This is a genomic window from Mycobacterium sp. MOTT36Y, from assembly GCF_000262165.1.
Classification (GTDB): Bacteria; Actinomycetota; Actinomycetes; order Mycobacteriales; family Mycobacteriaceae; genus Mycobacterium; species Mycobacterium intracellulare.
Window position 1 is genome coordinate 5,340,702 of record NC_017904.1, and the last position, 25,949, is coordinate 5,366,650.

26 protein-coding genes are annotated in these 25,949 nt (G+C 69.1%); 9 read left to right on the forward strand and 17 right to left on the reverse strand.

Features of this window, described 5'->3' with window-relative positions; all coding sequences use genetic code 11:
* Window positions 1-22 precede the first annotated feature (22 nt).
* From W7S_RS24445 to W7S_RS24455, 3 genes are all read right to left on the reverse strand, one after another.
* Window positions 23-1,063 carry an Ig-like domain-containing protein gene (locus tag W7S_RS24445; protein WP_008261915.1) on the reverse strand — a complete coding sequence of 347 codons (1,041 nt, stop codon included), beginning with the start codon at window positions 1,061-1,063 and terminating at the stop codon, window positions 23-25.
* Between the two features lie 118 nt (window positions 1,064-1,181).
* Complete coding sequence (locus W7S_RS24450; RefSeq protein ID WP_008261916.1) at window positions 1,182-2,426, reverse strand: MFS transporter; 1,245 nt, start codon at window positions 2,424-2,426, stop codon at window positions 1,182-1,184.
* Window positions 2,427-2,545: 119 nt separating this feature from the next.
* Window positions 2,546-2,836: a metal-sensitive transcriptional regulator gene (locus tag W7S_RS24455; protein ID WP_008261917.1), complete on the reverse strand. Its 291-nt coding sequence runs from the start codon at window positions 2,834-2,836 to the stop codon at window positions 2,546-2,548.
* A gap of 107 nt (window positions 2,837-2,943) precedes the next feature.
* On the opposite strand from W7S_RS24455, the gene ilvD reads away from it, so the two are divergent.
* The gene (gene ilvD, locus W7S_RS24460) at window positions 2,944-4,656 is read left to right on the forward strand and encodes a dihydroxy-acid dehydratase (protein WP_008261918.1); all 1,713 of its coding nucleotides are present in this window, start codon (window positions 2,944-2,946) and stop codon (window positions 4,654-4,656) included.
* Between the two features lie 64 nt (window positions 4,657-4,720).
* On the opposite strand, the gene W7S_RS24465 is transcribed toward ilvD, so the two are convergent.
* The gene (locus W7S_RS24465) at window positions 4,721-5,161 is read right to left on the reverse strand and encodes an SPW repeat protein (RefSeq protein WP_008261919.1); all 441 of its coding nucleotides are present in this window, start codon (window positions 5,159-5,161) and stop codon (window positions 4,721-4,723) included.
* 116 nt (window positions 5,162-5,277) lie between these two features.
* Here W7S_RS24465 and W7S_RS24470 point away from each other — a divergent pair, with 116 nt between their 5' ends.
* Window positions 5,278-6,261 (forward strand): nitronate monooxygenase family protein, encoded by a 984-nt coding sequence (locus W7S_RS24470; RefSeq protein WP_008261922.1) that lies wholly within the window; start codon window positions 5,278-5,280, stop codon window positions 6,259-6,261.
* A gap of 1 nt (window position 6,262) precedes the next feature.
* Here the strand turns inward: W7S_RS24470 and W7S_RS24475 are convergent, their stop codons facing one another.
* The gene (locus W7S_RS24475; protein WP_008261924.1) at window positions 6,263-6,919 is read right to left on the reverse strand and encodes an O-methyltransferase; all 657 of its coding nucleotides are present in this window, start codon (window positions 6,917-6,919) and stop codon (window positions 6,263-6,265) included.
* Window positions 6,920-7,077: 158 nt separating this feature from the next.
* On the opposite strand from W7S_RS24475, the gene mymT reads away from it, so the two are divergent.
* A complete protein-coding gene (gene mymT, locus W7S_RS26595; protein WP_008261926.1) occupies window positions 7,078-7,224 on the forward strand; it encodes a metallothionein MymT in 147 nt (48 codons plus the stop codon).
* A gap of 42 nt (window positions 7,225-7,266) precedes the next feature.
* Here the strand turns inward: mymT and W7S_RS24480 are convergent, their stop codons facing one another.
* From W7S_RS24480 to W7S_RS24495, 4 genes are all read right to left on the reverse strand, one after another.
* Window positions 7,267-9,384 (reverse strand): beta-glucosidase, encoded by a 2,118-nt coding sequence (locus W7S_RS24480; protein WP_036429559.1) that lies wholly within the window; start codon window positions 9,382-9,384, stop codon window positions 7,267-7,269.
* Window positions 9,381-9,893: a TIGR04338 family metallohydrolase gene (locus tag W7S_RS24485; protein ID WP_014386021.1), complete on the reverse strand. Its 513-nt coding sequence runs from the start codon at window positions 9,891-9,893 to the stop codon at window positions 9,381-9,383. Before W7S_RS24485 ends, W7S_RS24480 begins: the two co-directional genes overlap by 4 nt.
* Window positions 9,890-10,639, reverse strand: coding sequence for a DUF2786 domain-containing protein (locus W7S_RS24490; RefSeq protein ID WP_008261931.1), 750 nt, complete (start codon window positions 10,637-10,639; stop codon window positions 9,890-9,892). The genes W7S_RS24485 and W7S_RS24490 overlap by 4 nt, the downstream gene beginning before the upstream one ends.
* 144 nt (window positions 10,640-10,783) lie before the next feature.
* The gene (locus W7S_RS24495; protein WP_008261933.1) at window positions 10,784-11,617 is read right to left on the reverse strand and encodes an alpha/beta hydrolase; all 834 of its coding nucleotides are present in this window, start codon (window positions 11,615-11,617) and stop codon (window positions 10,784-10,786) included.
* 35 nt (window positions 11,618-11,652) lie between these two features.
* On the opposite strand from W7S_RS24495, the gene W7S_RS24500 reads away from it, so the two are divergent.
* Window positions 11,653-12,705 (forward strand): sigma-70 family RNA polymerase sigma factor, encoded by a 1,053-nt coding sequence (locus tag W7S_RS24500; protein ID WP_369751755.1) that lies wholly within the window; start codon window positions 11,653-11,655, stop codon window positions 12,703-12,705.
* A 13-nt stretch (window positions 12,706-12,718) separates the two neighbouring features.
* Window positions 12,719-14,131: an alpha/beta hydrolase domain-containing protein gene (locus W7S_RS24505; RefSeq protein WP_008261937.1), complete on the forward strand. Its 1,413-nt coding sequence runs from the start codon at window positions 12,719-12,721 to the stop codon at window positions 14,129-14,131.
* Window positions 14,132-14,168: 37 nt separating this feature from the next.
* On the opposite strand, the gene W7S_RS24510 is transcribed toward W7S_RS24505, so the two are convergent.
* A complete protein-coding gene (locus W7S_RS24510) occupies window positions 14,169-15,302 on the reverse strand; it encodes a dihydrodipicolinate reductase N-terminus domain-containing protein (protein ID WP_008261939.1) in 1,134 nt (377 codons plus the stop codon).
* A gap of 74 nt (window positions 15,303-15,376) precedes the next feature.
* Here W7S_RS24510 and W7S_RS24515 point away from each other — a divergent pair, with 74 nt between their 5' ends.
* The 4 genes from W7S_RS24515 to W7S_RS24530 all read left to right on the forward strand — a co-directional run bounded on the left by W7S_RS24515 (window position 15,377) and on the right by W7S_RS24530 (window position 19,676).
* The gene (locus W7S_RS24515) at window positions 15,377-16,255 is read left to right on the forward strand and encodes a MarR family transcriptional regulator (RefSeq protein ID WP_008261941.1); all 879 of its coding nucleotides are present in this window, start codon (window positions 15,377-15,379) and stop codon (window positions 16,253-16,255) included.
* A gap of 25 nt (window positions 16,256-16,280) precedes the next feature.
* Window positions 16,281-17,006, forward strand: a complete 726-nt coding sequence (locus tag W7S_RS24520; RefSeq protein WP_008261943.1) for a pirin-like bicupin family protein — start codon at window positions 16,281-16,283, stop codon at window positions 17,004-17,006.
* A gap of 56 nt (window positions 17,007-17,062) precedes the next feature.
* Window positions 17,063-18,487 (forward strand): YhgE/Pip domain-containing protein, encoded by a 1,425-nt coding sequence (locus W7S_RS24525; RefSeq protein WP_008261945.1) that lies wholly within the window; start codon window positions 17,063-17,065, stop codon window positions 18,485-18,487.
* Window positions 18,488-18,566: 79 nt separating this feature from the next.
* A complete protein-coding gene (locus tag W7S_RS24530) occupies window positions 18,567-19,676 on the forward strand; it encodes a phosphodiester glycosidase family protein (RefSeq protein ID WP_085976465.1) in 1,110 nt (369 codons plus the stop codon).
* On the opposite strand, the gene W7S_RS24535 is transcribed toward W7S_RS24530, so the two are convergent.
* The 7 genes from W7S_RS24535 to W7S_RS24565 form a co-directional block, all read right to left on the reverse strand.
* Window positions 19,669-20,334, reverse strand: coding sequence for a YoaK family protein (locus tag W7S_RS24535; protein WP_014712520.1), 666 nt, complete (start codon window positions 20,332-20,334; stop codon window positions 19,669-19,671). The genes W7S_RS24530 and W7S_RS24535 overlap by 8 nt on opposite strands.
* A 74-nt stretch (window positions 20,335-20,408) precedes the next feature.
* Window positions 20,409-21,113 carry a hypothetical protein gene (locus W7S_RS24540; protein ID WP_014712521.1) on the reverse strand — a complete coding sequence of 235 codons (705 nt, stop codon included), beginning with the start codon at window positions 21,111-21,113 and terminating at the stop codon, window positions 20,409-20,411.
* Window positions 21,080-21,634, reverse strand: a complete 555-nt coding sequence (locus W7S_RS24545; RefSeq protein ID WP_008261953.1) for a hypothetical protein — start codon at window positions 21,632-21,634, stop codon at window positions 21,080-21,082. The genes W7S_RS24540 and W7S_RS24545 overlap by 34 nt, the downstream gene beginning before the upstream one ends.
* Window positions 21,631-22,602, reverse strand: a complete 972-nt coding sequence (locus W7S_RS24550) for an RDD family protein (protein WP_008261955.1) — start codon at window positions 22,600-22,602, stop codon at window positions 21,631-21,633. The genes W7S_RS24545 and W7S_RS24550 overlap by 4 nt, the downstream gene beginning before the upstream one ends.
* Window positions 22,599-23,279 carry a hypothetical protein gene (locus W7S_RS24555; RefSeq protein WP_008261956.1) on the reverse strand — a complete coding sequence of 227 codons (681 nt, stop codon included), beginning with the start codon at window positions 23,277-23,279 and terminating at the stop codon, window positions 22,599-22,601. Before W7S_RS24555 ends, W7S_RS24550 begins: the two co-directional genes overlap by 4 nt.
* A complete protein-coding gene (locus W7S_RS24560) occupies window positions 23,249-24,799 on the reverse strand; it encodes a virulence factor Mce family protein (protein ID WP_008261958.1) in 1,551 nt (516 codons plus the stop codon). The genes W7S_RS24555 and W7S_RS24560 overlap by 31 nt, the downstream gene beginning before the upstream one ends.
* Window positions 24,793-25,944: a virulence factor Mce family protein gene (locus W7S_RS24565; protein WP_008261959.1), complete on the reverse strand. Its 1,152-nt coding sequence runs from the start codon at window positions 25,942-25,944 to the stop codon at window positions 24,793-24,795. The genes W7S_RS24560 and W7S_RS24565 overlap by 7 nt, the downstream gene beginning before the upstream one ends.
* Window positions 25,945-25,949 lie beyond the last annotated feature (5 nt).

Sequence of the window (25,949 nt, forward strand, 5' to 3'; positions counted from 1 at the left end):
TTCTGCGACTGCTCGCGGGCAGCTAGTTCATCCAGTCGGCGGAGCCGTCGTTCTTCTTGTAGTTGCCGCCGGTGGAGTTCTTCACGATGATCGGGTCTCCCGCGCCGAAGTTGTCGAAAAACCACTTCGCGTTGGAGGGGCTGATGTTGATGCAGCCGTGGCTGACGTCGCGCTTGCCCTGGTCGTCCACCGACCAGGGGGCGCTGTGCACGTAGTCGCCGACGTTGTCGAACCGGACCGCGTCCTCCACCGTCACCTTGTAGCCGTAGGTCGAGTTGACCGGGACCCCATAGGTGGACGAATCCATCACCACCGACGCCTTCTTGTCCTGCACGTAGTAGGTGCCGTTGGGGGTTTGGTGGTTGCCGGACGTCATGCCCATCGACATCGGGATCGTCTTCTCCACCGTGCCGTTGCGGGTGACGGTCAGCTGATGCGTGGCGTCGTCGGCCGTGGCGACCAGCGTGTCTCCGGTGCGGAAGCTCGACACGGTGCCCCCGGCGTCGACGGTCACCGCGGTGTGGGCGGGCCAGAAGCTCAACGGCCGCCAGCGCAGCTGCGTCGGGGTCATCCAGTAGAACTTGCCCGGGACCGCGGGCACCGACGAGACGTGGACCGCGCCCTCCGCGGCGCCGGCGTCGTCGACGCGTCCCGGAAAGTTGATGATGATCGGCTGGGCGACGCCGACGGTCGACCCGTTGGCGGGCTGGATCTTGGGGGGCCCGAACGGGGCCGTCCCGGTGAACGGGGTGGGGTTCTGCCCGGCGGCCGAGGCCGCCGCGGGTTCCGCCATCGGCGGGAGCCATGGTGGCGCCGCCGCCGGGTCGGGCGGGGGCGGCGGTGCCAGCGGGTCGGGCGGGGGTGGCGGCGCGAAGGGATCCGGCGGCGCGGGCGGGCCGGGCGGGGCGGCGACGGCGCCCGGGTCGGCGGGAGCCGGGTCCGGGTCGGCCAGCGCGGGGGCGGCGCTCAGCACCAGCGCCAGGGTCAACACTGCGCCCCAGCCGGTGACGTTCAGAGCGGCGAAGAGACCCTTGAAAGTCCAGGCCTTCGTCCAGCCCGACATATGCATACCTCCACTCGTCTACTCCGACACAGTCTGGCATAGGGCGGGCGCCGTCGACCGTCGCCGGCGGGCGTCCGCTGCCCCGGAGCAGCCAAGAACACGCCTCTGAGCTGGACGGTTATGAATCGAGTGAGCTTGTCGGCCGCGGCGGGGGGACGTCGAGCATCCGCCGGTTGGCGGCGATGCCGACCAGCGCGACCGCCATCAGGATCGCCGAAGCGATCAGCATCATCGTGACGCTGTGCTCGTAGAGCAGCCCGCCCGCCAGCGAGCCGGCCATGATGCCGACCTGGAATGCCGTCACGTAGAGGCCCGAGGCCCCGTCGGGGTCGTCGGCCCCGTTGCGCATGGCGGCGGATTGCATCATCGGCGATACGGCGGTGGCCATGGCCCCCCACAGCACGATGGCGGCGGTGCCGATCAGCGCGGTCGTCGCGCCGGACCGGCCGCCGAACGCCAGCGCCGTCAGCACCACGAAGGCGGCCGTCAGACCCGTCATGCACAGGATGACGGCGCCCTTGGGGCGGTGGTCCAGGGGCCGCGCCACCAGCGGCACCGATAGCAGGCCGGCCAGCCCGTAGGCGGCCAGCACCCAGGCCAGGTTCGGCCCACGCACGCCCAGGACGTTGCGGATGAGCTCGACGATGAACGTGTAGGACACGAAGTGGCCGGTGACCGCGATCATCGCCAGCACGCTCACGATGATCAGCCGCGGGTTGCGGTGATGGCGGGACCGGGGCCCGACGTGGGCCAGCTGATCCTCGGTGAGCACCATCTCCGGCAGCATCAGCCGGGCGGCGACCGTGACGAGCGCGGCCGCGACGGTGACGCACACGACGGCCAGGCGCCATCCCCACATCAGGCTCAGGGCCGCGGTCAGCGGGCTGCCGACGACCAGCGCCAGGCTGGTGCCGACGTAGATCGATGTGGTGGCTCGCCCGGCGTGGCTGGGCGGCACCAGCCGGGTCGCGATCGGCGCGATGACCGACCACAGCAGCCCGTGGGTGATCGCACACAGCACCCGCCCGGCGGCCAGCACCGCGAAGTTGGGCGCCAGCGCCGAGATGAGCTGGGAGGCGGTCAGGCAGGTCAGGCTCGCGACCAGCACGCGGCGGCGCGGCAGGTGCGCGGTCCAGCGCACCAGCGGGATCGTCGTCAGGGCCGCGACCAGGGCGTACCAGGACAGCAGGGTCCCCACCAGGACCAAACTGACGTTGAGGTTGCGGGCGATCGCCGGCAGCGCCCCCACCGGCAGGATCTCGGCGGTGACATAGGTGAAGGCCGCGGCCGCGAGGATGGCGAGCTGAGCCGCGATCCGTGGCGTCCACGTTCGCGCGGCTGCGTTGGCGGTTTCGGCAGTCATCACAGTCATCGCTTGGGTGTGCGCAATCGGCTGAGCAACGTCGCCGAGGTCACGCTCCCCATACCGTACGCACACCGGCTACCGGTTCCTCCAACTTGGCGCGGCAACACGCCCTGCGATCAGGAGCGGACGAGGCGAGCGATCGCGGCGGAGGCCTCGCTGAGCTTCGTGTCGGCCTCGTCGCCGCCCTCGGCAACGGCCCGGGTGACGCAGTGGCTCAGGTGCTCGTCGAGCAAATTCAGCGCGACCGACCGCAACGCGCTGTTGACGGCGCTGATCTGGGTCAGCACGTCGATGCAGTACTTGTCTTCCTCGATCATGCGGGCGATGCCCCGCACCTGGCCCTCGATGCGCCGCAGCCGCTTGGCGTAGTTGTCCTTCTGCTGCGAGTACCCGTGTTCGTCTGTCATCGTCGATTCACCCTGCCGCTCCGTCTGGCCCGCCCATCCCAGCTTATACCCCGACGGGGTATCACCCCGGGAACGGGCATCGCGACTGGCCAGCGCATACTTGAACGATGCCCACCACCGATTCGGCTCGGACCGCCGACATCAAGCCGCGTAGTCGTGACGTCACCGACGGCCTGGAGAAGGCCGCCGCCCGTGGCATGCTGCGGGCAGTAGGCATGGGAGACGAGGACTTCGCCAAGCCGCAGATCGGCGTCGCGTCGTCCTGGAACGAGATCACGCCGTGCAACCTCTCGCTGGACCGGCTCGCCAAGGCCGTCAAGGAGGGGGTGTTCTCGGCCGGCGGGTACCCCCTCGAGTTCGGCACCATCTCCGTGTCCGACGGCATCTCGATGGGCCACGAGGGGATGCACTTCTCCCTGGTGTCGCGCGAAGTGATCGCCGACAGCGTCGAGACGGTGATGCAGGCCGAACGCCTCGACGGCTCGGTGCTGCTGGCCGGCTGCGACAAGTCGCTGCCCGGGATGCTGATGGCCGCCGCGCGGCTGGACCTGGCCTCGGTGTTCCTCTACGCGGGCTCGATCCTGCCGGGGGTGGCCAAGCTCTCCGACGGCAGCGAGCGCGAGGTCACCATCATCGACGCGTTCGAGGCGGTGGGGGCCTGCGCCCGCGGGCTGATGCCGCGCGAGGACGTCGACGCCATCGAGCGGGCGATCTGCCCCGGCGAGGGCGCCTGCGGCGGCATGTACACCGCCAACACGATGGCCAGCGCCGCCGAGGCGCTCGGGATGTCGTTGCCGGGCAGCGCGGCGCCGCCGGCGACCGACCGCCGCCGCGACGGGTTCGCGCGGCGCAGCGGCGCGGCGGTCGTCGAACTGCTGCGGCGCGGGATCACCGCCCGCGACATCCTCACCAAGGAGGCGTTCGAGAACGCCATCGCGGTGGTGATGGCGTTCGGCGGGTCCACCAACGCGGTGCTGCACCTGCTGGCCATCGCCCACGAGGCCGACGTCGCGCTGACGCTCGACGACTTCAGCCGGATCGGGTCGAAGGTTCCGCATTTGGCCGACGTCAAGCCGTTCGGCCGCCACGTGATGTCGCACGTCGACCACATCGGCGGCGTGCCGGTGATGATGAAGGCGTTGCTGGATGCCGGCCTACTGCGCGGCGATTGCCTGACGGTCACCGGTGCGACCGTGGCCGAGAACCTGGCCGAGATCGCCCCGCCCGACCCCGACGGCAAGGTGCTGCGGGCCCTGAGCAATCCTATTCACCCCACCGGCGGCATCACCATCCTGCGCGGATCGCTGGCTCCCGAGGGCGCGGTGGTGAAGTCCGCCGGCTTCGATTCCGACGTGTTCGAGGGCACCGCAAGGGTTTTCGACGGTGAACGGGCCGCGCTCGATGCCCTCGAGGACGGCACCATCACCAAGGGCGACGCGGTGGTGATCCGCTACGAGGGCCCGAAGGGCGGACCCGGCATGCGCGAGATGCTCGCCATCACCGGCGCGATCAAGGGCGCCGGTCTCGGCAAGGACGTGCTGTTGCTGACCGACGGCCGGTTCTCCGGCGGGACGACGGGGCTGTGCGTCGGTCACATCGCCCCGGAGGCGGTGGACGCCGGACCGATCGCGTTTCTGCGCGACGGCGACCGCATCCGGCTGGACGTCGCCAACCGGGTGCTCGACGTGCTCGCCGATCCGGCTGAATTCGATTCGCGGCGAAAGGGTTTCACACCGCCGCCGCCGCGCTACAAGACCGGGGTGCTGGCCAAGTACGTCAAGCTGGTCAGCTCGGCCGCCATCGGCGCAGTCTGCGGTTGATCTCCGCCTGACCGGATCGCCCGGCCAGGCGGCGAATCGACCTGTGCCCTAACCGAGTTCGGGGCTAGGCGTGCGTTCCCGTGGCGCGCGTGCGCATGCCGAAGTAGGTGGCGTTGAGACCCAGGAAGGTCAGCAACGCGCCCGCGACGACATTCGACCAGGTCATGCCGGTGGTCAGCGTGACGTCCGGCAGGATCCACGTCGACACGATGACCCACGCGCCGAGTACCGGCAGCGTCCATGTCATGCCGTGCGCGCGATCCAGCGTCGTGGCGAACCCGTACGCCAGGAACGCCACCGCGATACCGGCGATCAGGTCAGACGTGGCGAGCGACCTCGTCGCGCTGAACCCCACGATCCACGGCGACGCGGCCACATACAGACCCGTCAGCAGCGCCAGGCCGAAGGTGAAATGCGCACTCATCGACTCGGCGACACGCTCGTAGCGGGCGCGCAACGCCATCAAATCGGGGTGGTGATCGATTGATGAATGGACTGTACTCATTTTGTGACCTTTCTGTTATGCAGCAAGCCTTTTGAGCTGGGCTGCACCCATCCATCTGTGATCAACATTACGCTCGATCGCGGCCCAGTTCGAGAAACCGCGTAGCCTCTTGAGGCATGGACCTCGCGGATCGATTGCGGCTCGATCACCCGGTGGGACAGGCCGGCATGGGCGGCGGTCTTGCGGGGGCGGCCCTGGCGGCCGCGGTCGCCAACGCGGGCGGGCTCGGCACGCTGGGCATCGACACCCCGCGCCGGCTGCGCGCCTCGATCGACGAGGTGCGCGAGCAGGCGCCGGGTCGTGCCGTCGCGGTAAACCTGTTGCTGCCCTTTGTGCATCGCCATCACGTCGCGGCCTGCGTCGACGCCCGGGTGGACGCGGTGGTGTTGGCGTTCGGCGACAAGCGGGGCCTCGTCGAGCATCTGCGCGACGCCGGGGTCTTCGTCTTCGTGATGGTGGGCACCGAGGCGCAGGCTCGGGCCGCGATCGCCTGCGGCGCTGACGGTTTGATCGCTCAGGGGCGCGAGGCCGGCGGGCACCTCGTGGGGACCGTGCCGGCCCTGGATTTTCTCCCGCACGCCCTGCGCGCGGCCGGGAACCGACCGGTGTTCCTGGCCGGCGGCGTCGCCACCGCCGCCGACACTCGCGCCGCGCTCGACGGCGGCGCCAGCGGTGTCATCGCGGGCACGCGATTCCTGTTGACGCACGAGGCCAACGCGAGCCGCGAGTATCAGCGGCGAATCCTTCGGGCCGACAGGACGATCGAGACAAACCTGTTCGGCCTGAGCTGGCCGCTACGGCACCGCGTCGTGCCCAACGAGGCGACGCGCCGGTGGTGCCGCGCCGACGGGCGGGCCAAGGCGGTGCCGGCGGCGCTCAACGCGGCCAGTCGTCCCCTGTCGGCGCTGGGCTATTTCGATGCGGGCGCACTGATGCGCCTGCAGTCGCCGGCCCTCCCGTTCTTCACGCCGCTGGCACCGGTGGCCGGTGTGCCCGACTCCTGGCTGGACGGCGCCGCCCTGTACGCCGGTGAAGCCGCCCTGCGGATCGGCGAACTCACCTCCGCCGCGCAGGCGGTCGCCGACCTGTCCCCGCGCTGAGCTACTGCACCAGCGCCAAGGCGAAGCCGTCCCAGTGCTTGGCCCCCACCGTCTGGATCACCGCGGTGTCCAGCCGCGGGTGCTCGCCCATCGCCTGCAGCGTCTCGCGGGTCGCCCGCACCCTGGCATCGTCGGAATGCGGCCGCAGAATCTGCCCGTCGCGAATCACGTTGTCCACCACCACCACCGCACCGGGCCGGGCCAATCGGACCGCCCACTCCACATAGGCCAGGTTGTTCTCCTTGTCGGCGTCGATGAAGATCAGATCGAAGGGTCCGGTGACCGTCGGCAGTGTATCCAGCGCCGCGCCGACGATCACCTCCACCCGATCGTCGACGCCGGCGCGCTTCAAGTTGCCCCGCGCCACCTCGGCGTGCTTCGGCTCGTACTCCAGCGTCACCACGCGGCCCTGCGGCCCGGCGCCACGCGCCAACCAGATGGTGCTGAAGCCGCCCAGGGTGCCGATCTCGAGGATGCGCCGCGCGCCGATGGCGCCGGCGAGCAGGCTCAGGAACTTTCCCTGTTGCACCGACACCGCGATCGGCGGTAGGCCGGCCGCGTTGCTGGCCTCGAGCGCCGCGGTCAAGGACGGATCGTCGCCCACCACCGTGCTGTCCAGGAATGCGTCGACGTCGTGGGGGGTCGGTTTCTCGCTCATGACGTCAACGCTAGCCGCGCCCGCCGGGCCCCCGCACGACAGCCGTCCCCGCCACGAAACCCGTCGCGACCGTTTACGCATACCCATGGGGGGTATATAGTGGGGGTGCGGCCGAACCGCGCCGCACGAGTCACACCAGGAGAAAAAGGGTGAGTCAAATGGCAACTTACGAAGCCGGGACCCTGCTGACGTGCGGTCACGAAGGCTGCGGCTGCCGTGTCCGCATCGAGGTGCCCTGCCATTGCTCGGGCGCCGGCGAGGGCTACCGCTGCACGTGCGGCGACGCGCTGACCCCCGTCGAGTAACGCCTCGGGCCGGTCGTACGTTCGGGCGTCAGCCCGAGGGGGTCATCGCCCGAACGTACGGCCGGTCAGTTCGACCCCCGCCGCGAGCCGCATGGCCAACGCCGAAATGCCCACGGCCGCCGTGTAATCGCCCGCCTCGATCCGCCAGCATCCGGCGCCGCCGTCGTAGCGTGCGAGCAGGCGCGGATCGGCCTCGATCCTCAGCCGGCGGCTGGCGCCCGGTTCTAACTCGATCCGCTCGAATCCCAGCAGCCGCAGGCACGGTCCGCCGGGCTCCGCCGTCACATACAGCTGCGGCACGTCGGCCCCGGCGCGGTCGCCGGCATTGACGACGGTGAAACTGGCCGTGATGGTCTCCCCGCCGGTGACCACCAGGTCACGGTAGTCAAACCTGGTGTAGGACAGGCCATGACCGAAGGCAAACATCGGGACGTGGCCGTTGGCCGCATACCATCGATAGCCGACATCGGCGCCCTCGAAGTATTCGATCGTGCTCGCGGTCCCCCACGGCGTGCCGACACCGGGTAGCCGCGGGCGAGGCGTCTGGTCCAGATCGGCGGGAAAGGTGATCGGAAGCCGGCCCGAAGGATTGACCCGGCCGGTGAGGATCTCGGCGCTCGCCCGGGCGCCGGCCTGACCCGGATACCACGCCTGCACAACGGCATTCACCGCGTCGCGCCACGGCATGCTCACCGGGTTGCCGGTCTCGAGCACCACCACGGTATTGGGGTTGGCCGCCGCCACCGCCGCGATCATTTCGTCCTGGCCCCAGGGCAGCGACAGGTCGGCGAGATCGTATCCCTCCCCTTCCGCGCGCACCGCGAACACGATCGCGACATCGGCGAGCCGCGCCGCCAGCGCCGCCTCGGCCGGACTGATGCCGGGGTCGAATTCGATCTGCGCCCGCGGCAACTGGTTTCGCAACTCCTGCAACGGCGACGACGGCAGCAGGTACAGGTTGCGCAGCCCGGCCTCCAGCCCCGCGCCGCCGATCGGGACCACGCCCGCGTAGCCGCCGTCGGGAACGACGGTGCTCGAACCATAACCGGCCGGCACGCCCAGGTGCGCGTATCCGCCGATGACGGCGATGCGCGTGCCCGGCTCGGGCGTCAACGGGAGCGCTCCCCGGTTGGTCAGCAACACGACCCCCTGGCGGGCGATGCGCAGCGCAATCTCGTTGTGCGCGGCCCGATCCGGCTCCGGCGGCGCGGCGTCGCGGTCGATACCGACGGCGAACATGGACCGCAGGATCCGTCGGACCATGTCCGACAACCGCTCCCTGGGTAGCCTGCCCTCGGCGTACGCGTCGCGCAGCGGCGCGCCGAAGGCCTCGGCCTGCCACAGCAGCGCGTCGATCTGGGCGCCGCACTCCTGATCGAGGCCGGCCAGCGCGCACTCCCAGCTCGGCGTGGCGCCCCAGTCGGACATGACCCAACCGCGATACGCCCAGGCGCCCTTGAGCACCTCGTTGATCAGGACATCGTTCGCCGCGGCGTAGACGCCGTTGACCTTGTTGTAGGCGGTCATCACGGCGCCCGGTTGCGCCCGCTCGATCGCGATCTCGAAGGCGAGCAGGTCGGACTCGCGGTGCGCGTCGGGATCGATGACCGCGTCCAGGAAGTGCCGATTGGTCTCGTTGCAGTTCAGCGAGTAGTGCTTGACCGTCGAGATGACGCCGTGGCGCTGAATGCCGTCGATCGACTCCGCGATCATCGCGGCGGTCAAAAGCGGGTCCTCGGAAAGGTATTCGAAGTTGCGGCCGTTGCGCGGGTCGCGCGCGAGGTTCATCGCCCCGGCGAGCTGCACGTTGAATCCGCGGCTGCGCGCCTCTGAGCCGATCACTTCGCCTGCGGACCGGGCCAGCGCCGGATCGAAACCCGCGGCCAGCGCCAGCCCGGCGGGCAGCGCGGTGGCCGTGTCGCCCGGACGGTAGCCGGGGTTGGTGACGCCCAGGCCGGCATCGCTCATCCGCAGGGGCGGCACCCCGAGGCGGGGAATCCCGGGCACGTACCCCGCGCTCATCGGCGTGTCCGCCGGGATGCGTTCGTCGCGCACCGGCCACAGGTCGCCGGCGCCCATCACCGAGACCAGCAGGGAGAACCGCTCGTCGTCGGTCATCTGGGCTTCGATCTCGCGGGCCCTCTCGTCGGGATCGCTCACCGCACACCCTCTTTGGCGTAGACGACGCGCAGCACATGCCCCACTTCGGGTCCCATCACCAGCTCCGTCAACTCGCAGATCGTCGCGACGAACTCGCGGCCGTGCGGCGGCTCGGCCCGGCACAAATGATGCGCCACTTCGTGCAACATCACCAGCTCACGCAGCGCCCAGTCGGCGGTGTCACGGTCGGGGACCGCGATAACGCCTGCGCCGTCCTGGTTTTCGTAGTGCGCGGCGGTGGCGGCCCGGCGCGGCCGGACCCGCAACGGGGCCACCCCCGGCCACCGGCTGCGCACCGCCGGCAGCGCCAGCACGTCGTCCACGTAGCGCTGGGCGGAGGCCACCGAGCCGAAGCGGCCCTCCGGCGGCAGCGTCAATTGTGTGCCGAAGAAGTCCACGGCGGGTGAACCGTGCTGGGCGGCGCGGTCGAACAACGTGCGGACGAATTCCTCGGCCGCATAGACCCTGGAGCGTTGAGAATCCCGCCGCGGGAAGTTCCCGGGAGTCACCCGCTCAGCGCGCTCCGCGCCCCGGGGAGTTCCGGGCTGTTGCCGAGCCGCGCTCGCTTGCCGGCCCGGTCGCCCGCGCGCCGCGCCGCCGAGGAATACCCGGCCGAGGCTCGACTGGCCTGCCAGGTGCCGCGCGCCTTGGACGCACCGCGGTAGTAGTCCACGAGCTCAACCTCCTTGTCCCGCAAGGCGATAGCGGTTCCCGGCGCACGTTGCCGGTCCTTGGTGGCTTCCCGCCGGGCCTCGTCGCGGGCCTCGGCCAGCCGTTGGCCCACGCGCGCCCCGAAGGCCAGCTGAAAGTTGAGCCGGGCGGTGATCGTCGGCGTGGGACGGTGCGCGCCCGAGGCGAGGTAGGCGTCCGACGCGCGCACCATTTGCACGACCAGGCCGGCGTACAGGGCGTGGCTGGCGTCGATGTCCTCGGCAAACCCGTAGGCGTAGACGAACGTCGAATTGGACGCGACGTCGCACCGCACGTCGTTGGCCGCGGCGATCAGCACGAAGAGCTGAACGTAGGTCCGCAACCCCTTGGTGCCCGCCGCGCCGATGGTGATGGTGCGCTGCGTCGGGGCCTGCGCGGCCGAACGCTGGGCCGAATGGGAGCGCGCCACCGCGAGGTCGATGGACGCGGCCGTCGCGAGCCGCTGCGCGGCCGACATGAACGCGTCGGCCTCGTGGGAGTTGTCGGTGCCTTCGGCCTGACGCAGCAGCGCGGCGATGCGCGCCAGCATCTTGTCGTCAGTCATTAGCGCCGTTCCTCCTCATCGCTGCGCTCTGCATCGTCACCGGCGCGAGTCATTAGCGCCGTTCCTCCTCATCGCTGCGCTCTGCGCCTCATCGCCCGTGCGGGTCATTAGCGCCAACGTACGGGAGCGGTCCGACACGCCCGCTCACAGCCGAGCGGTGATCCAGGAGACGACATCGTCGAGCACCTGCTCGCGCTCGGGCTCATTGAAGACCTCGTGATACAGGCCGGGATACACCTTCAGCTCGACGTCGGTGGACCCGACGCACTCGACGAGCCGACGGCTGCCGGCGACGGGAATCAACCGGTCCTCGGACCCGTGCACCACCAGCAACGGCGCCGTCAGCGCCGGCGCCCGCTGCGGCATCGTCTCGCCGACCTGCAGCAACGCGCGGCCGATGCCGGCCGGAACCTTGCCGTGGTACACCAGCGGATCGCTCTTGTAGGCCGCCACCACCGCGGGATCGCGCGAGATGGCGTCGACGTCGAGGTCCTGCGCCGGCAGGCCGGGCACGAGGGCCCCCAGCACCTTGGCGGCCAGGGCCAGCAGCGGTGACACCTGGTCCTGGGCCGCCACCGCGGGCCCCGACAGCACCATCAGGTCGTAGTTGTCCGGGCGCTCGACGCCGTAGGCGAAGACGATCCCCCCGCCCATGCTGTGGCCCAACACGACGCACTTGAGGCCGTGGTGTTCGCGCGCGGCGATGCCGACCAGGGTGTCGAAGTCGGTGGTGTACTCGTGGATGTCACGCACCACCGCCCGTTTGCCGCCCGAGCGGCCGTGCCCGCGATGGTCCAGCGCGTAGGTGACCAGGCCCGCCGCCCCGAAGCACTGGGCGACGTGGTCGTAGCGGCGGGCGTACTCGCCGAGACCGTGCGCCAGCACCACGACCGCCCGTGGCGGCGTGTCGGGGGTCCAGACGTCGTAGACGATACGCACACCGCCGAATCCGTCGAAACTGCGTTCGGTGCGGTTCATCGGCTGGTCCTAGTCATTGAGGTGCAGCGTAATGGCTGGGATCCCGGCCGGGGTTGCGGACACTGCGTAGGCTCATCCGCGTGAGTCTTCTCGCCCAAGACCCCGAAGGCGACGCGGTGCTGGGGACCGATTTCTCGGCCCAGGCCGAGCCCTATCGCCGCGAGCTGCTCGCCCACTGCTATCGAATGACCGGGTCGCTGCACGACGCCGAAGATCTGGTGCAGGAGACGTTGCTGCGGGCCTGGAAGTCCTACGACCGTTTCGAAGGCAAGTCCTCGCTGCGGACCTGGCTGCACCGCATCGCCACCAACACCTGCCTGAGCGCGCTGGAGGGCAAGGGGCGCAGGGCGTTGCCGGTGGGCCTGGGCGCCCCGAGCTCGGACCCGACCGCGGAGCTGGTGGAGCGCCGCGAAGTGCCCTGGCTCGAGCCGCTGCCGGAGTTGACCGATCACCCGGCGGACCCGTCGGTGGTCGTCGGGTCGCGGGAGTCGGTACGGCTGGCGTTCGTGGCTGCGCTGCAATACCTTCCGCCGCGGCAGCGGGCGGTGCTGCTGCTGCGCGACGTGCTGCAGTGGCGCTCCGCCGAGGTCGCCGAGGCGGTCGGCACCACCACGACCGCCGTCAACAGCCTGCTGCAGCGGGCCCGGTCGCAACTGGATGCCGTCGGTCCCAGCGCCGACGACCAACTGGCGCCGCCGGATTCGCCCGAGGCCCAAGACCTGCTGGCCCGCTACATCGCCGCGTTCGAGACCTACGACATCGACCGCCTGGTGGAGTTGTTCACCGCGGAGGCGATCTGGGAAATGCCGCCGTACGCCGGCTGGTATCGGGGCGCGGCGGACATCGTGACCCTGATCCACCAGCAATGCCCGGCCGAGGCGGGCGGAGACATGCGGCTGCTGCCGCTGGTCGCCAACGGTCAGCTCGCCGCCGCGATGTACATGCGCGCCGGCGACGTGCATGTCCCCTTCCAGTTGCATGTGCTGGATGTGCACGGCGAGAAGGTGTCTCACGTGGTGGCGTTCCTCGATGAGACGTTGTTCACGAAGTTCGGGCTGCCCGGTTCACTGTCCGCCGGTCAGGAGTAAGAAGGTTGCGCACATGACGAATTCCACCGCCCTGGTCACAGCCGCGCCCGGAAAGCCGCTGCTGCTGCTGAGCGCCTATGACCTCGCCGACGTGGGCTACCGCGTCAAGGAATTCTTCGTTTCCGCGACGGCCTCGTCCTATACCCCGGTGACCGAGTTGGGACCCGATGGCCGCTGGGACGTAACACCCTCGGGCTCCGCCGATTTCACGACGCGGATCGTGGTGTTGACACCCACCGATCCGGCCCGATTCAACGGAACAGTGCTGGTCGAATGGCTCAACGTGAGCGGCGGCATCGACGCTCCCGCGGTATGGATGATGGCGCACCGCGAAATCATCCGGTCGGGCTACGCCTACGTCGGGGTCTCGGCGCAGCGGGTGGGGGTCGAGGGCGGCGACAGCCTGCTCGGCGCGGACATGTCGCTGAAAACCCAGGACCCACAACGGTATGCGCCCCTACACCACCCGGGCGACGCCTTCTGCTACGACATCTTCTCCCAGATCGGCGGCCTGCTCAAAAGCGACGAAGGCCGGGCCCTGCTGGGGGATCTGCCCGTGCGGCGCGTCATCGCTCTGGGCGAATCGCAATCGGCCATGTTCCTCACGACCTACATCAACGCCGTCGACCCGTTGGCCCGCAGCTACGACGGGTTCCTCGTCCATTCCCGTTTCGGCTCAGCCGCCCCGCTCGACGGAACCTCGATCTTCGCGGAAACCGAAGAGCCGCAAGGGGTTGCGTTCCGCCCGGAGCTGCGCGTCCCGCTGCTGACGGTCGTCACGGAAACCGACGTGTTCGGCGGAGCCCGGCAGGGCTACTACTTCGCCCGCCAGCCCGACAACCAATACCTGCGGGTCTGGGAGATCGCCGGCGCCGCCCACGCCGACAACTACACCATCCAGGTCGCGTTCATCGACAGCGGGTCGGCGCCGCTCGCGGACATCGCCGCCGCCTACACGCCGACCAACATGCTGATGGGCCAGCAGTTGGCGCACTGCATCAACTTCGGGCCGCAACACCACTATGTGGTGCAGGCCGCGCTCACCGCCCTCAACACGTGGGTCGCCAGCGGCGAGCCGGCGCCGAGCGCGGAACCCCTTGAGGCCCGGGAAACCGAAGGGCCGCAACCGGTTCTGGATGGCAACGGCCTCGCCCGCGGAGGGCTCAGGACCCCCTGGGTGGACGTGCCGGTCGCCCGGACGTCGGGGCTGGGTGGCGAGGAAAGCATCATGTCCATGATCTTCGGCTCCGGCGAGCTTTTCGACGCCGCCACGCTGCGCCGGCTCTATCCCGGCGGGAACACGGAATACCTGGAGCGCTTCACCGGCGCGCTCGACGCGGCGATCCGCTCCGGATTCATTCTGGCGGCCGACCGCGCCGAGATCCTGGAGCTCGCCGCCGCGACGTACCCCGGCGCGCGGTCCTAGGCAAGATTGCCCGCCTCCTCACTCGCGCCGTCACCAACTAGAACAGCCGGCTGTCGGGCGGCGGGCCCGGCACCGGACGCACCAGGCCGTTCCCGGTGATCAGCGGCAGATCCAGCGCGGAGAGCAGCCCGGGCGCGGCGGCGCACACGGCGGGGATGGCGTTGACCATCCTCGAGGAGCCCGCGATGCGCGCCCCCAGATCGTGGTCGTGGTCTTCGGCCATCTCGAATTCGCAGCGCATGCTCGGAGAACCCTCGATCTCCACGCGGTACAACCCGCGGCCGGACGCCGGGCCGTAACCGAGGTCCTTCGGCTCGATGCAGATGCGGGGCTGGGGCCAGTCCGGGGCGATGTCGTCGCGCATGCGCGTCACGTGGTCGAGGACGAAGGTCGGTTTCCCCCCGACGTAACCGGTCAGCGTCGAGCGCATGGCCGCGATCGTTCCGGCCGCGATGTGCCCCGTTGGCGTGTCGAAAGATTCGCCGGCGGGGATCCGCTCGTTGGCCTCCTCGATGTTGTCGATCTTGACCCCCAACCCGGCGGCGAGCTGGTGCAACACGGGCCCCCAGCCGAAGGTGAAAATCCCCGGCTGGGCCGCGAAGGCCGGGTAGTCCGGTTGCTGCCCGAACCCGAGGATCTCGTAGACGGCGGAGCGGTCCGGGTAGGTCGCGTAGTTGAACATCTCGGTCACGCGCACCGATTCGATCACCCGCGACACGCCGGTAAGCATCAGCGGCAGAACGTCGTTGGCGAATCCGGAGTCGATGCCGGTGGTGAAGAACGACACCCCGCCGTCGATCGCGGCCTGGCGCAGCGGCTCGGTGAACGCGGCGTCGACGGCGTCGGGAAAGACCAGCGGCACCACCGAACACGACACCACGTTCTTTCCGGCCCGCAGGATCGACACCATGTCCTCGACGGCGTCCAGCGGCCGCAGGTTGGCGGCGGCGGCGTACACCACGGCGTCGGCGTCGCCGGCGAGCATGGCCGCCGGATCCTGGGTGGCCACCACGCCCACCGGCGCAATGCCGCACAGCTCCCCGGCATCTCGGCCGGCCTTGGCATCGCTGTGCACCACGACGTCGACCAGTTGCAGCTCCGGATGGTCGATCACGCCACGCAGGGCGACCACTCCCATGGACCCGGGCCCCCACACCCCCACCTTCAACACGATTGTCTCCTAATATTAGGACATATATTCTGGCATTTTGGACGGATCGTAGGGAGGCGGCGGTGGCTACGTCAATGGCGCAGGCGCGGGGCGAACCACGCCCCAAATCGCCGCCGACCGCGCGGGTGATGGATGTGCTTGCCGCCCTGGCAAATTCGCCGGGTGGGCTCACATCGGCGGAACTGGCAAAACGTTGCGCCATCAGCACCTCGACGTGCGCCCTCGTGCTGGCCGAGTTGGAACGGCGCGCCTGGGTGGCGCGGCGCGGGGATCGTCGCTACGTGCTGGGCAGCGGGCTGTTCGGGCTGGTGCACGGGCTGCGCGAGCAGTTTCCGCTGCTGGACCGCGGCCGCGACGCGCTGCGCTTCCTGCACGACAGGCTCGACGCGGGCTGCTCCATGTCGAAGATCGGCGCCCGACACCTGATCACCGTCGACACGGTCGGCCACGGCACCGACGGCGAACACGCTGTGGGCCAGCGCTTTCCCATCGACCCGCCCTTCGGCCTGGTCGCCATGGCCTGGCGCGACGAGGATTTCGTCCAGGCCTGGCTGCATCGCGTGATGCCCCGGCTCACCCGCGCCGAAATCTCCGAGCATCAGCGGGTGCTGACCGATATCCGTGCCCGCGGCTATGGCGCGTGGCGCTTCGACGACACCCACCAGTCGCTGCACCATCGGCTGGCCGAGGTGCTGGCCTCGCTGGAGCCGACGGCCCACGTCACGCGTCAGCTCACCACGCTGATGACGATGGTGACGCTGCGGTCGGTCACCGATGTCCTCGAAACGGACTTGGCCACCGCCGAATTCGTCGTGCTGCCGATCTTCTCCCCCGATGGCCAGCCGGAGTATCAGATCGAGATCCACCTGGGCCACGCCACCGGGTTGACCCTGCCCGAGCTCGACGCCGCGCTCCGCCACGCCCAGCGGCTGCTCACCGCGGCGGTCGGCTGACCCGCCCGGGCATTACGCTGGGATCATGTCTGCCACCGCGGAGATCCGCCGCGCGGCCGATCGGGCCGTCACCACCACACCGTGGTTGACCTCCCGGCACTCGTTCTCCTTCGGCGACCACTACGACCCGGACAACACCCACTACGGGTTGCTGTTGGTCAACAACGACGACATCGTCTCCCCCGGAACGGGATTCGACACGCACCCGCACCGGGACATGGAAATCGTGACCTGGGTGCTGCGCGGCGAACTGTCCCATCGCGACTCCACCGGCAACCACGGGGTCGTCTATCCCGGACTGGCGCAACGCATGTCGGCCGGCAGCGGCATCCTGCACTCCGAGCGCAACGACTCCCCCAGCGAGCCGGTGCATTTCGTGCAGATGTGGGTGGTACCCGACGAGTCCGGCATCGACCCGAGCTACCAACAGCACGAGATCGACCCGAAAATGCTGGACGACAACCTGGTGACGATCGCCTCTGGCATCCCCACCCACGACGCGGCCATCACCCTGCACAACCGCCACGCCGCGCTGCACGGCACGCGCCTGGGGGCCGGGGCGGCCGCGCACCTCCCGGCCGCGCCCTACCTGCATCTTTTCCTGGCCCGCGGCCGGGTCAGCGTCGAAGGGATCGGGGAGTTGCACGCGGGCGACGCCGTGCGATTGACCGACGCCGACGGCCGCCGCGCGGCGGCGAGCGAGCCCTCGGAACTGCTGCTGTGGGAGATGCACGCCAAGCTGGGCGACTGAGACATGGAGGGCCGGCGACGCAGCCCATAGAGTGGGCACGACAGACAGGAGTCGGCATGCCTCAGTCGCACGCGCAGCACGCGGCGCCCAATCCCAAGCACAACATCAAGGCGATCCGCACCGTGCGGTTCTGGGCGGCGCCCCTGATCATCACGTTGGCGCTGATGTCGGCGCTGTGCGCGCTCTACCTCGGCGGCATCTTGAACCCGAGCAGCAACCTGCACCACTTCCCCATCGCGGTGGTGAACGAGGACGCCGGCCCCGGGGGTGCGCAGATCACCGACCGGTTGGTCAATGGGTTGGACAAGAACAAGTTCGACGTCCGCGTGCTCTCCCGCGGCGAGGCCAAACGTCAACTGGACACCGGCCGGGTGTACGGGTCGGTCGTGATACCGCCCAGCTTCTCGTCCAAGCTGCGGGACTTCGGGACCAGCGCCGTGGCGCCGACCCGCGCCGAACGGCCGTCGATCACCGTCTCCACCAACCCGCGGGCCGGCACGCTGGGCGCGAGCATCGCCGGCCAAACGCTCAGCACGGCCATGGGCATGGCCAACGGCATAGCGGGGCAACGGGTTACAGCGGAGGTGGCCGCGCAGACCGGCGGCGCGCCGCTACCCGGCGCGGCCCAGGTGGGGCTGGCCGCCCCCATCGAGATCCAGTCGGTCGTCTACAACCCGCTGCCCAATGGCACCGGCAACGGGCTGTCCGCGTTCTATTACGCGCTGCTGCTCCTGCTTGCCGGGTTCACCGGCAGCATCGTGGTCAGCACGCTGGTCGACGCGCTGCTCGGCTACGTGCCGGCCGAATTCGGCCCGGTGTACCGATTCGCCGAGCAGGTCAGGATCTCGAGATTCCAGACGCTGCTGCTCAAGTGGGCCATGATGGTGCTGCTCGGGCTGCTCACCTCGGCGGTGTACGTCTGGATCGCCGACGCGCTCGGTATGCCCATCGATCTCAGTTGGCAGCTCTGGGCGTTCGGCGTGTTCGCGATCGCCGCGGTGGGCATCACGTCCAGTTCGCTGCTCTCGGTGCTCGGCACGGCGGGGATGTTGGTGAGCATGCTCATCTTCGTGATCCTCGGCCTGCCGTCGGCCGGAGCCACGGTGCCGCTGGAGGCGACGCCGTCCTTCTTCCGATGGCTGGCCGAATTCGAGCCGATGCATCAGGTTTTCCTGGGCGCGCGATCGCTGCTGTACTTCGGCGGCCGCGGGGATGCGGGCCTGAGCCAGGCGCTGACCATGACGTCGGTGGGCCTCGTCATCGGCCTGCTGCTCGGCGGCATCGTCACGCACCTCTACGACCGCAAGGGCTTTCACCGGATCCAGGGCGCGGCCGCCCTGGCGCTCGCGCAGGAACACCAGGCTCAACACAAGGCCCGCCGCGGCAAGCGGGCCGAGCCCGCCGCCACCGAGTCGACGCCGGCCGCCACCGAATCAACCCCGGACGTCGCCGAGCCCGAAAGTTCCAGCGAACAAACGTAATTCGCACGTGGCCCCAGCGTCATCGGCTCGTTATCTTTATTGACAGTGTGACTAATGAGGCTGATGATGTCTCTGTTGCATCCAGATCATGGCCGAAAGGGCTATCGTGCTGACCCGACGCGCCAGCTTCCGCCGGCTGGCGGCGTGCTGCACCGCCCTCCTCGCCTGCTTCACGCTGGCCGCCACCAACGGGCTGCCCCTGGCGCGAGCCGCCGACGGGCGCGATCTGCTCGCCAACGCCATCGGCAGCACCCGCGGTTCCTACCTGGTGTACAACTTCGGCCCCGGCCATCCCGCGCCGATGCTCAACGCCGCCGGCAGCTGGTATGAGATGAACAACGGCGGCCACCTGATGATCATCAAGAACGCGGCCGGACGTCTCTCACCGCACCTGCTGGTCGACACGCACCAGGGCGACCAGGCCCGCTGCGAGAACAATCCCGGTGCCCGCACCGGGGAGGGGCTGTGGCAGGCCTCGGAGCTCTACACACCGCTGCAAGCGTGGCAACGCATGGGCCAGCCGACGATCGCGATCAACGCCAACTTCTTCGACGTGCGCGGGCAAAAGGGCGGTTCGTGGCGCCAGACCGGGTGCAGCTCACCGTTGGGCGCCTTCGTGGACAACACCAATGGCCGGGGCCGCGCCAACCAGGCGGTCACGGGCACCCTCGCCTATCCCGGCAAGCAGGGTCTCTCCGGCGGCGGCGAGAGCTGGAGCGCGCTGACGACCATGATCCTGCCGTCCGGCGGCGCGCCGTATGTGGTGTGGCCCAAGACAAAAAAGGACTACGACGCCGCGACCCCGGTCGTCCAGGATCTGCTCAGCAAGAACGAGAGGTTCGTGGCGGTGTCGGGCATCGGGCTGCTGGCACCCGGCAACACCGAACAGCTGCACGACGGCGGGCCCAGCGCGGCGCGAACGGCGTTGGCCTACGCGCGGCAAAAGGACGAGATGTACATCTTCGAGGGCGGCAACTACACCCCGGACAACATGCAGGACCTGTTCCGCGGGCTGGGCAGCGACAACGCCGTGCTGCTCGACGGCGGCGGCTCCTCGGCGATCGTGCTGCGCCGTGACACCGGCGGCATGTGGGCCGGCGCCGGCTCCCCCAGGGGGTCGTGCGACACCCGACAGGTGCTCTGCGACTCACACGAGCGGGCGCTGCCGAGCTGGCTCGCGTTCAACTAACCACGGCCGCAGCGCCTTTCGTTGCACCGGGCCCGAACCTGAAGATCAGCAGGCTCGTCGCTATCACCGCCGCGGCCACGACGAACACCGGGGCGACCGTGTACCTCGACATCGTCGCGCCGACGAAGGCGCCGGCGCCCATCGTGACGACAACGCCCACCCGCAGCCTTTGGCGCTCACCCGTGCCGCCGGCCAGCCGGCTGTCCAGGCCGAGGCTGACGATCGTCGACGTCAGCACGGTGGTCGAGAGTTCCGGAATGCCGAACTGGCGTGCGCTCGAGTGCTGCAGCCCGAACGTCACGGCGAGGATGCCGATCATGACGAGGGTGGAATTCCGTTGGTAGGTCAGCACTCCCGTGCCCGCCAGGATCGACACGGTAACCAGCAGGACGATCTCCGTGGCCAGCACCGTGGTGATCCACGCCCGCGTCCGCCCGCCGAAATGCCGGGACAGCCGGCCGCTGAGCACGGTGGTGCACACGAAGGTCGGCAGGGCGACCACGACGGCGGTCAGGTCGATGCTGGTTCTCGGCGCCAGCCAGAAACCCAGGAAGATCACGTTGCCGGTCATGTTGGCGACGAACACGTGGCCGAGCACCAGGATGCTGATCGCGTCGGCCAGTCCCGTCGCGAACGTCAGCAACAGCAGCGCCGCCACCGTCGATCGTTGTGAGACCGGTGAGGTAACCGCCATGGGGTGCAGTCTATTTCGGCGTGCCCGTGGCTGCGGCGTCAGGTTTTCGGTGTCAGATCCAGCGAGGTGATCGTCGTCATCCTGGTCACCAGCCAGCGGCTCTTTTGACGCTTCATGAACAGCCGGTAGGACAGGTACTTCAGCGACGGCACGTTCTTGGTAAGCGGGCTGGTCGACGTGGTGTTGGTGTAGATGATGACCACGGCGTTGTTGTCGTCGAGCGATTCGACCGCCGCACCGGTGACGTCGGTGTGGTTGGTGATCTTGGCCTGCTTGTTGGGCGCCACGATGGCGTCGACGAATTTGCGGTACTGCGCCGCGAAATCGCCGGTGAGATAGGCGGATGCGCGGTCGGCGAGGGTGTCCATGTTTTCCGGGGTGTAGGTCCACAGCGTGGTGATCGCGTTGGCCGCTGTGCGCGCGACGTTGATTTTCGTTTCGGCGACGGCCCGGTCGGTTAGGTAGGGCTGCACCATCGCGCCGGCGAACCCGGCGGAGCCGACGAACAGCACGGCGGCGACCAGGGCGACGATTGCCCATGCCTTGCCGGCGAGGCGCCGCTTGCGTGGCGCCGGCGCCGGGGCGTCCGCCGCCTGCTCGCCGGCGTCCTCGGTGGCCTCGGCGTCGGTGACGTCGTCGGTGGCCTCGGCGTCGGCGTCGTCCAGCGCCGCAACGGTCGCCTCGTCAACGGTCGCCTCGTCCTTGGCGGTCAGATCACCTGCTGCAGGTTGCTGATCTTCCACTGGTTACCTTCCTGCGTCGCGGTTGCCGCCCAACGATTGGCGTTCTCCAACACCTGTTTCTCGTCCGGTGATTTCGTGGTGATGGCCGTGGCCACCATGACATTGGCGCTGCCGTCGTCGTTCCAACGCTCCAGGCCGGCGTCGAGCACGCTGCCCGTGGCCGGTTCGGCACGGGCGACCTGAAGCAGGATCTCGTTGGCGTTCTTCTCGTACTGCTTGGCGAAATCGCCGGTCGCCTGGGCGAGTATCCGGTTCACGTAGTCGTTGGCGTGAAAGGGGTCGATGGAGGTGAACTGCGTCATGAATCCGGTCACGTAGGTGAGCACCTCGCGGTCCCGGGAGGCGGCGCGCGCCCGGGACTCGTGGGAGCCCCACATCAGCGCGCAGACGCTGATCGCCGCGACCATCAGCACCGCCGCCACCGTGGCGGCCAGCGGCACCAGCCATCCTTGCCGCGGCGGCACCGGGCGCTCGACGAGCAGTGGCCGCTCACCGGGCGTGAACTTGCGGCGCGGGCTCATTTGCCGTTCCCCGGCGGCTTCGGCTTGGACAACACGGTGAGATCGTCGACGCGCCAAGCGTTTCCGCCGCCCTTGGCGAAGTTCACCCGCACGGTTGCGCTGATGTAGCGCACCTCGGGTGCGGCGCCGCGCCGTCCCTGCATGAACAGCAGCATGGTGGCCCGGTTCGGGGCGGCCGATTCGATCGAGCTGTTGGTGACCCAGTACTCGTTGATGACCGGAGTGCCCTTGCGCACCAGGTCCTGCTGGGCCGCCAACTGTTCGCGGTACTTGTCGGTGGCCAGCGACTGCGCCCGGGTGAAGTCGTCCTGCAGCGACTTGGGGTCATACGTCAGCATCTGGGCCACGATCTTGGGCCCCTGCGTGGCGATTTCGGCGCGGGTCTGATCGCTCGCCCGCTGTGGGGCGTACGCCGCGCCGTAGCTGAGCGCGGCACCGCCCAGGCACACCGCCGTCGCGGCCAGCACCGCGCCCGCGGCCCAGCGCCGGACGTTCGGGGGCGCCTGGTCCGGCTGCAGGCGTCGCGCCTCGGTGCGCGCCACCATGTCGGCGAACGTGCGGCGACGCGAATCCCACAGCGGCCACAGCCATCCCACGGTCGTCGCGGTGTCGAGCAGGTGGGCGACGTCGCGCAGCAGCAGCGTCCACGGCCCCGCGGCCTCACCGCCGCGACGCGTCACGGCGATGCCCGCCACGGCGCGGCCCAGGCTCCAGCCAAGGATCGTCGGCAGCAGCAACCGGTTGACCAGCATCGCCAGGACGGCGAGCCCCATGACGCAGATGGACACCCACCACCACAGGCCGCGCGCCGGCACCGTGAGCGACACCAACGCCAGCGTCGCCAGCACCGCCACGCCCGGCAGCACGTCGATGGCGAAGGCGCCGACGCGAGAATGCCAGGGCGCCAAGGCTTCCCGCGGTGGCTCTGGGACGTCCGTGGGTGCAGTCTGTTCGACCACCACCGTCACTTCGTCACCTGGTCGAGTTTGGAGATCCTGTATTGCCCCTCGGCGAATGCCATCTTCACCCGCAGGCGGTAGCCGGTCTCGTTCTCAGTCTGATCGCTGGCCACCTTGACGCGGAGCGCGACAAGGATATTTATCGACCCGTCGGGGTTGTTGCGCTCGACCGCCGCCCGCACATCGGACACCTGAACGTGGATGTTCGCGGCCTGGTACGCCTGAACGAGCATGCTGGTGTACAGCAAGGCCTGCGTGCGGAAAGTGTCTGTGCCACATTCGATGATCTTCTGCTCAGCCGCGGTCATCGCGTTGGTGTCCGGCGCCTGCGTCGCCGTGACGCATTCGACCGCCGCCTTGAGCGCGGTGGCATCGTTGCGGGCGATCACCAGGCTGTCGCGGTGATAGCGCTGCGCGAGGTAGCCCCCCGCCCCGATCGCGCCCGCGCATAGCACCAGCAGCACCGCGATGGCGGCCAGCCACCCGCGTCCCACTCTTGACGCGCCGCGCGGCGCGGTCGCACCGGGCTCACCGGATTCCACCGGATCCTGGGGGTCACCCTGCGGATCGGCCTGCTCGGCTACGCTGTCGGGTGCCGTCGAATCCTCGTCCTTGTCTTCGGGGCTCAACGAATCGTCGTCCGTGTCGATGGGGTTCAGCCGGCTGGTGCCAGCATCTCCTTCCATCCGTCGTCTCCTGTTCTGGTCGAATTCTCGACGGAGTATTTAACCCCGTCTGGCCCCACCAGTTCACCGCTTTGGGGACTGTAGACCGCCGTGGGAGGCCCGCTGGGGGTGTAGACACACGGGTTGGGTTGCTGGCCGTTGCACTGCACGCTACCCGACCCCGGCCGCGACAACGGATCGCTGGTGGGCGGGGGCGTCCCCGCCACCCGGTCCGAGGGCGCGGGGTTGAGCCCGTTGTTGATCGACGGCGCGGGGATCACCATGCCCGGGCGCACCGACTGATCGCATCGCGCTCCCGGCGCGGGGCAGGTCAGGATCTGGTTGGGGTCGCCGTACCAGGGGTTGGTGCCCGCCGGGACGTACGGCTTGGGGTCGCGGCATTCCCGCGGGGTGGCCGCCCGTTTGCCCGGGATGTCCGTACAGGGGATGTTGCGCGACCCGCGCACGCTGTTGGCCGGGGTCTCCATCGGGATCTTGCAGTACGTGCCCGTCGGCAACGGCTGAATGCTGGTGTCCGCCGGGGACCGCCACTCCGAGGCCGGGATGAAGCCGGTCAGGCACGGCGGCGGCTGGTTGATCGACAGCGCCAGGTCGAGCGCGGCCATGTTCGGGAATGGGGCGGCCACCGTCTGGGCGATCGACGCGCCCTGCGGAAGGAACACCAGGACCTGCTCGACGCCGGTGTGGTAGCGCTTGAGCAGGTCGAAGACGACCTCAAGATTGGCCAGCGTCTGCGGCAGCGACTCCCGGACGCCGCTGAAGAGGTCGTTGACCTGATCGGCCGTCGGCGCCGCCTGGTGCAGCAGGCTTTTCAGACGCTGGTCCTGCTGCGCGGACTGGGCGGCGAGCCTGTTCAGGTTGCGTGCCCAGCGCTCGATGTTGTCGCGCGATTTGACCTGGCTGTCCAGCACCGGGCCGGAGTTCTCGATGATGTCGTTGACGTCGGTGATCTGGGTCTTGAAATCGCCGACGATGGCCTGGGTGGAGTCGACCAAGCGCTGCAGGGCGGGACCCAGCCCGCCGACGGATTGCGCCGTCTCGTCGAGCAGCTGGCCGATCTTCTCCTTGGGCAGCACCGCCAAGCCGCGGTTCGCCGTGTCCAGGGCCGGCCCGATTTCGGCGGGCACCGTGCCCTTGGTGATGGTCTGTCCGTCCGCGAGGTACTTGCCGGGGTTTCCGCTCGACACCAGGTCCAGGTATTGCTCACCGACGGCCGAGACCGAGTGCACGTTGGCCGTCGCGTCGGTCGGGATCTTGTAGTGGCTGTCGATGCTCATCGTCGCCTCGGCGCCGCGCTCGGTCGGCTCGACATCGGTGACCTTGCCGATGGTGATGCCGCGATAGGTGACATTGGCCGTCGGATACAGCCCGCCCGAGGCGGGCAGCTCGGCCTTCAGCGTGTACCGCCCGATGCCCATCAGGCTCGGGATCTGCAGGTAGTACACCCCGAGCACGAGCAGCGAGATGACGGTCAGGATCCCGAAGGCGATCAGCTGGCGTCGGATGAAGGGAGTCAGCAATTCCTGTCCCCCCTTTCCACCAGCGGTCCACCCGGCGCGTCATTCGGGTTCGGCGTGTAGCGCACGTCGGGGATCATCGTCTCGGGGTCACGCCCGAACGACTGCTCGAGCGCCCGCAGGGCTCCCGACAGCCCGGTCCCGGTCAGGAACGCGTTGTCGACCGCGCTGTAGGTCAGGTCCAGCGTCAACGAGATGTTGATGTAGTCGCCGCGGAAGATCTTCGGCACCGTGTCGATGTCGAACGGCTGCGTGAGGATCAACTTCAGCGCGCCGATCAGGTACGGCGAGGCCCGGCCGAGCTCCTTCAACGGGCATTGCAGCGCCTGCAGGTCGGTGTACAGCGGCGCGCGCGCCTCCGACAGGTACTGGTCGGCGACCTGGCTCAGACGCCCCACCGAATCGACGGCGTTGATCAGCAGGTTTTGCGTGTCGGCAAAGTGTTTGATCAGCGGCGGGATGTCGGTGAGCACCCGGTCCAGGACATCCGCCCGCCCGCCGACGTAGGTCAGCAGCCGGTTGGTGGAGTCGATGGCGTGGGTGATGTCGTCGCGCTGCGCGTTGAGCTGGGTGGTGAAGGTGTCCAGCTTGCCGAGCAGGGACCGGATCGCCTCGCCGCGGCCGTTGAAGATGTTGTAGATCTCGTTCTGCAGCACCTCCAGGTTGGGGATGCCGCCGCCGCGCAGGATCAATGAAAGGCTGGCCAGCGTCTGCTCGGTGGTGGGATACGCCGACGAGTTCTTCAGCGGAATGGTGTCGCCGTCCTTGAGCAGCTCGGGCGACGGGTTCGGCGGCGACGCGAGCTCGACGTGCTGCGAACCCAGCAGCGAGGTCTGGCCGATCTTGGCGGTGGCGTTCTTGGGCAGCTTGGTGTGCTTGTCCAAGCCCAGCGTCAGGGTGGCCACCCAGTTCTTCAGGTTGATGGCCTTGATCGAGCCGACGAACACGTCGGCCACCATCACCTTGCTGTTGCCGTTGATCGCCAGGGTGTCGGGCACCTGCACATAGATGGTCATCGATCCCGCGCCGCTGCCGGGGCCGCCCGGAATCGAGACGTTGGAGATGCCCTTCCAGCCACACGAGCTCAGCACCATCGCCGCCACCAGCAGCACCAGGGCCTGCCACGCCCGGTGGCGGATCAGCCTCATCGCAG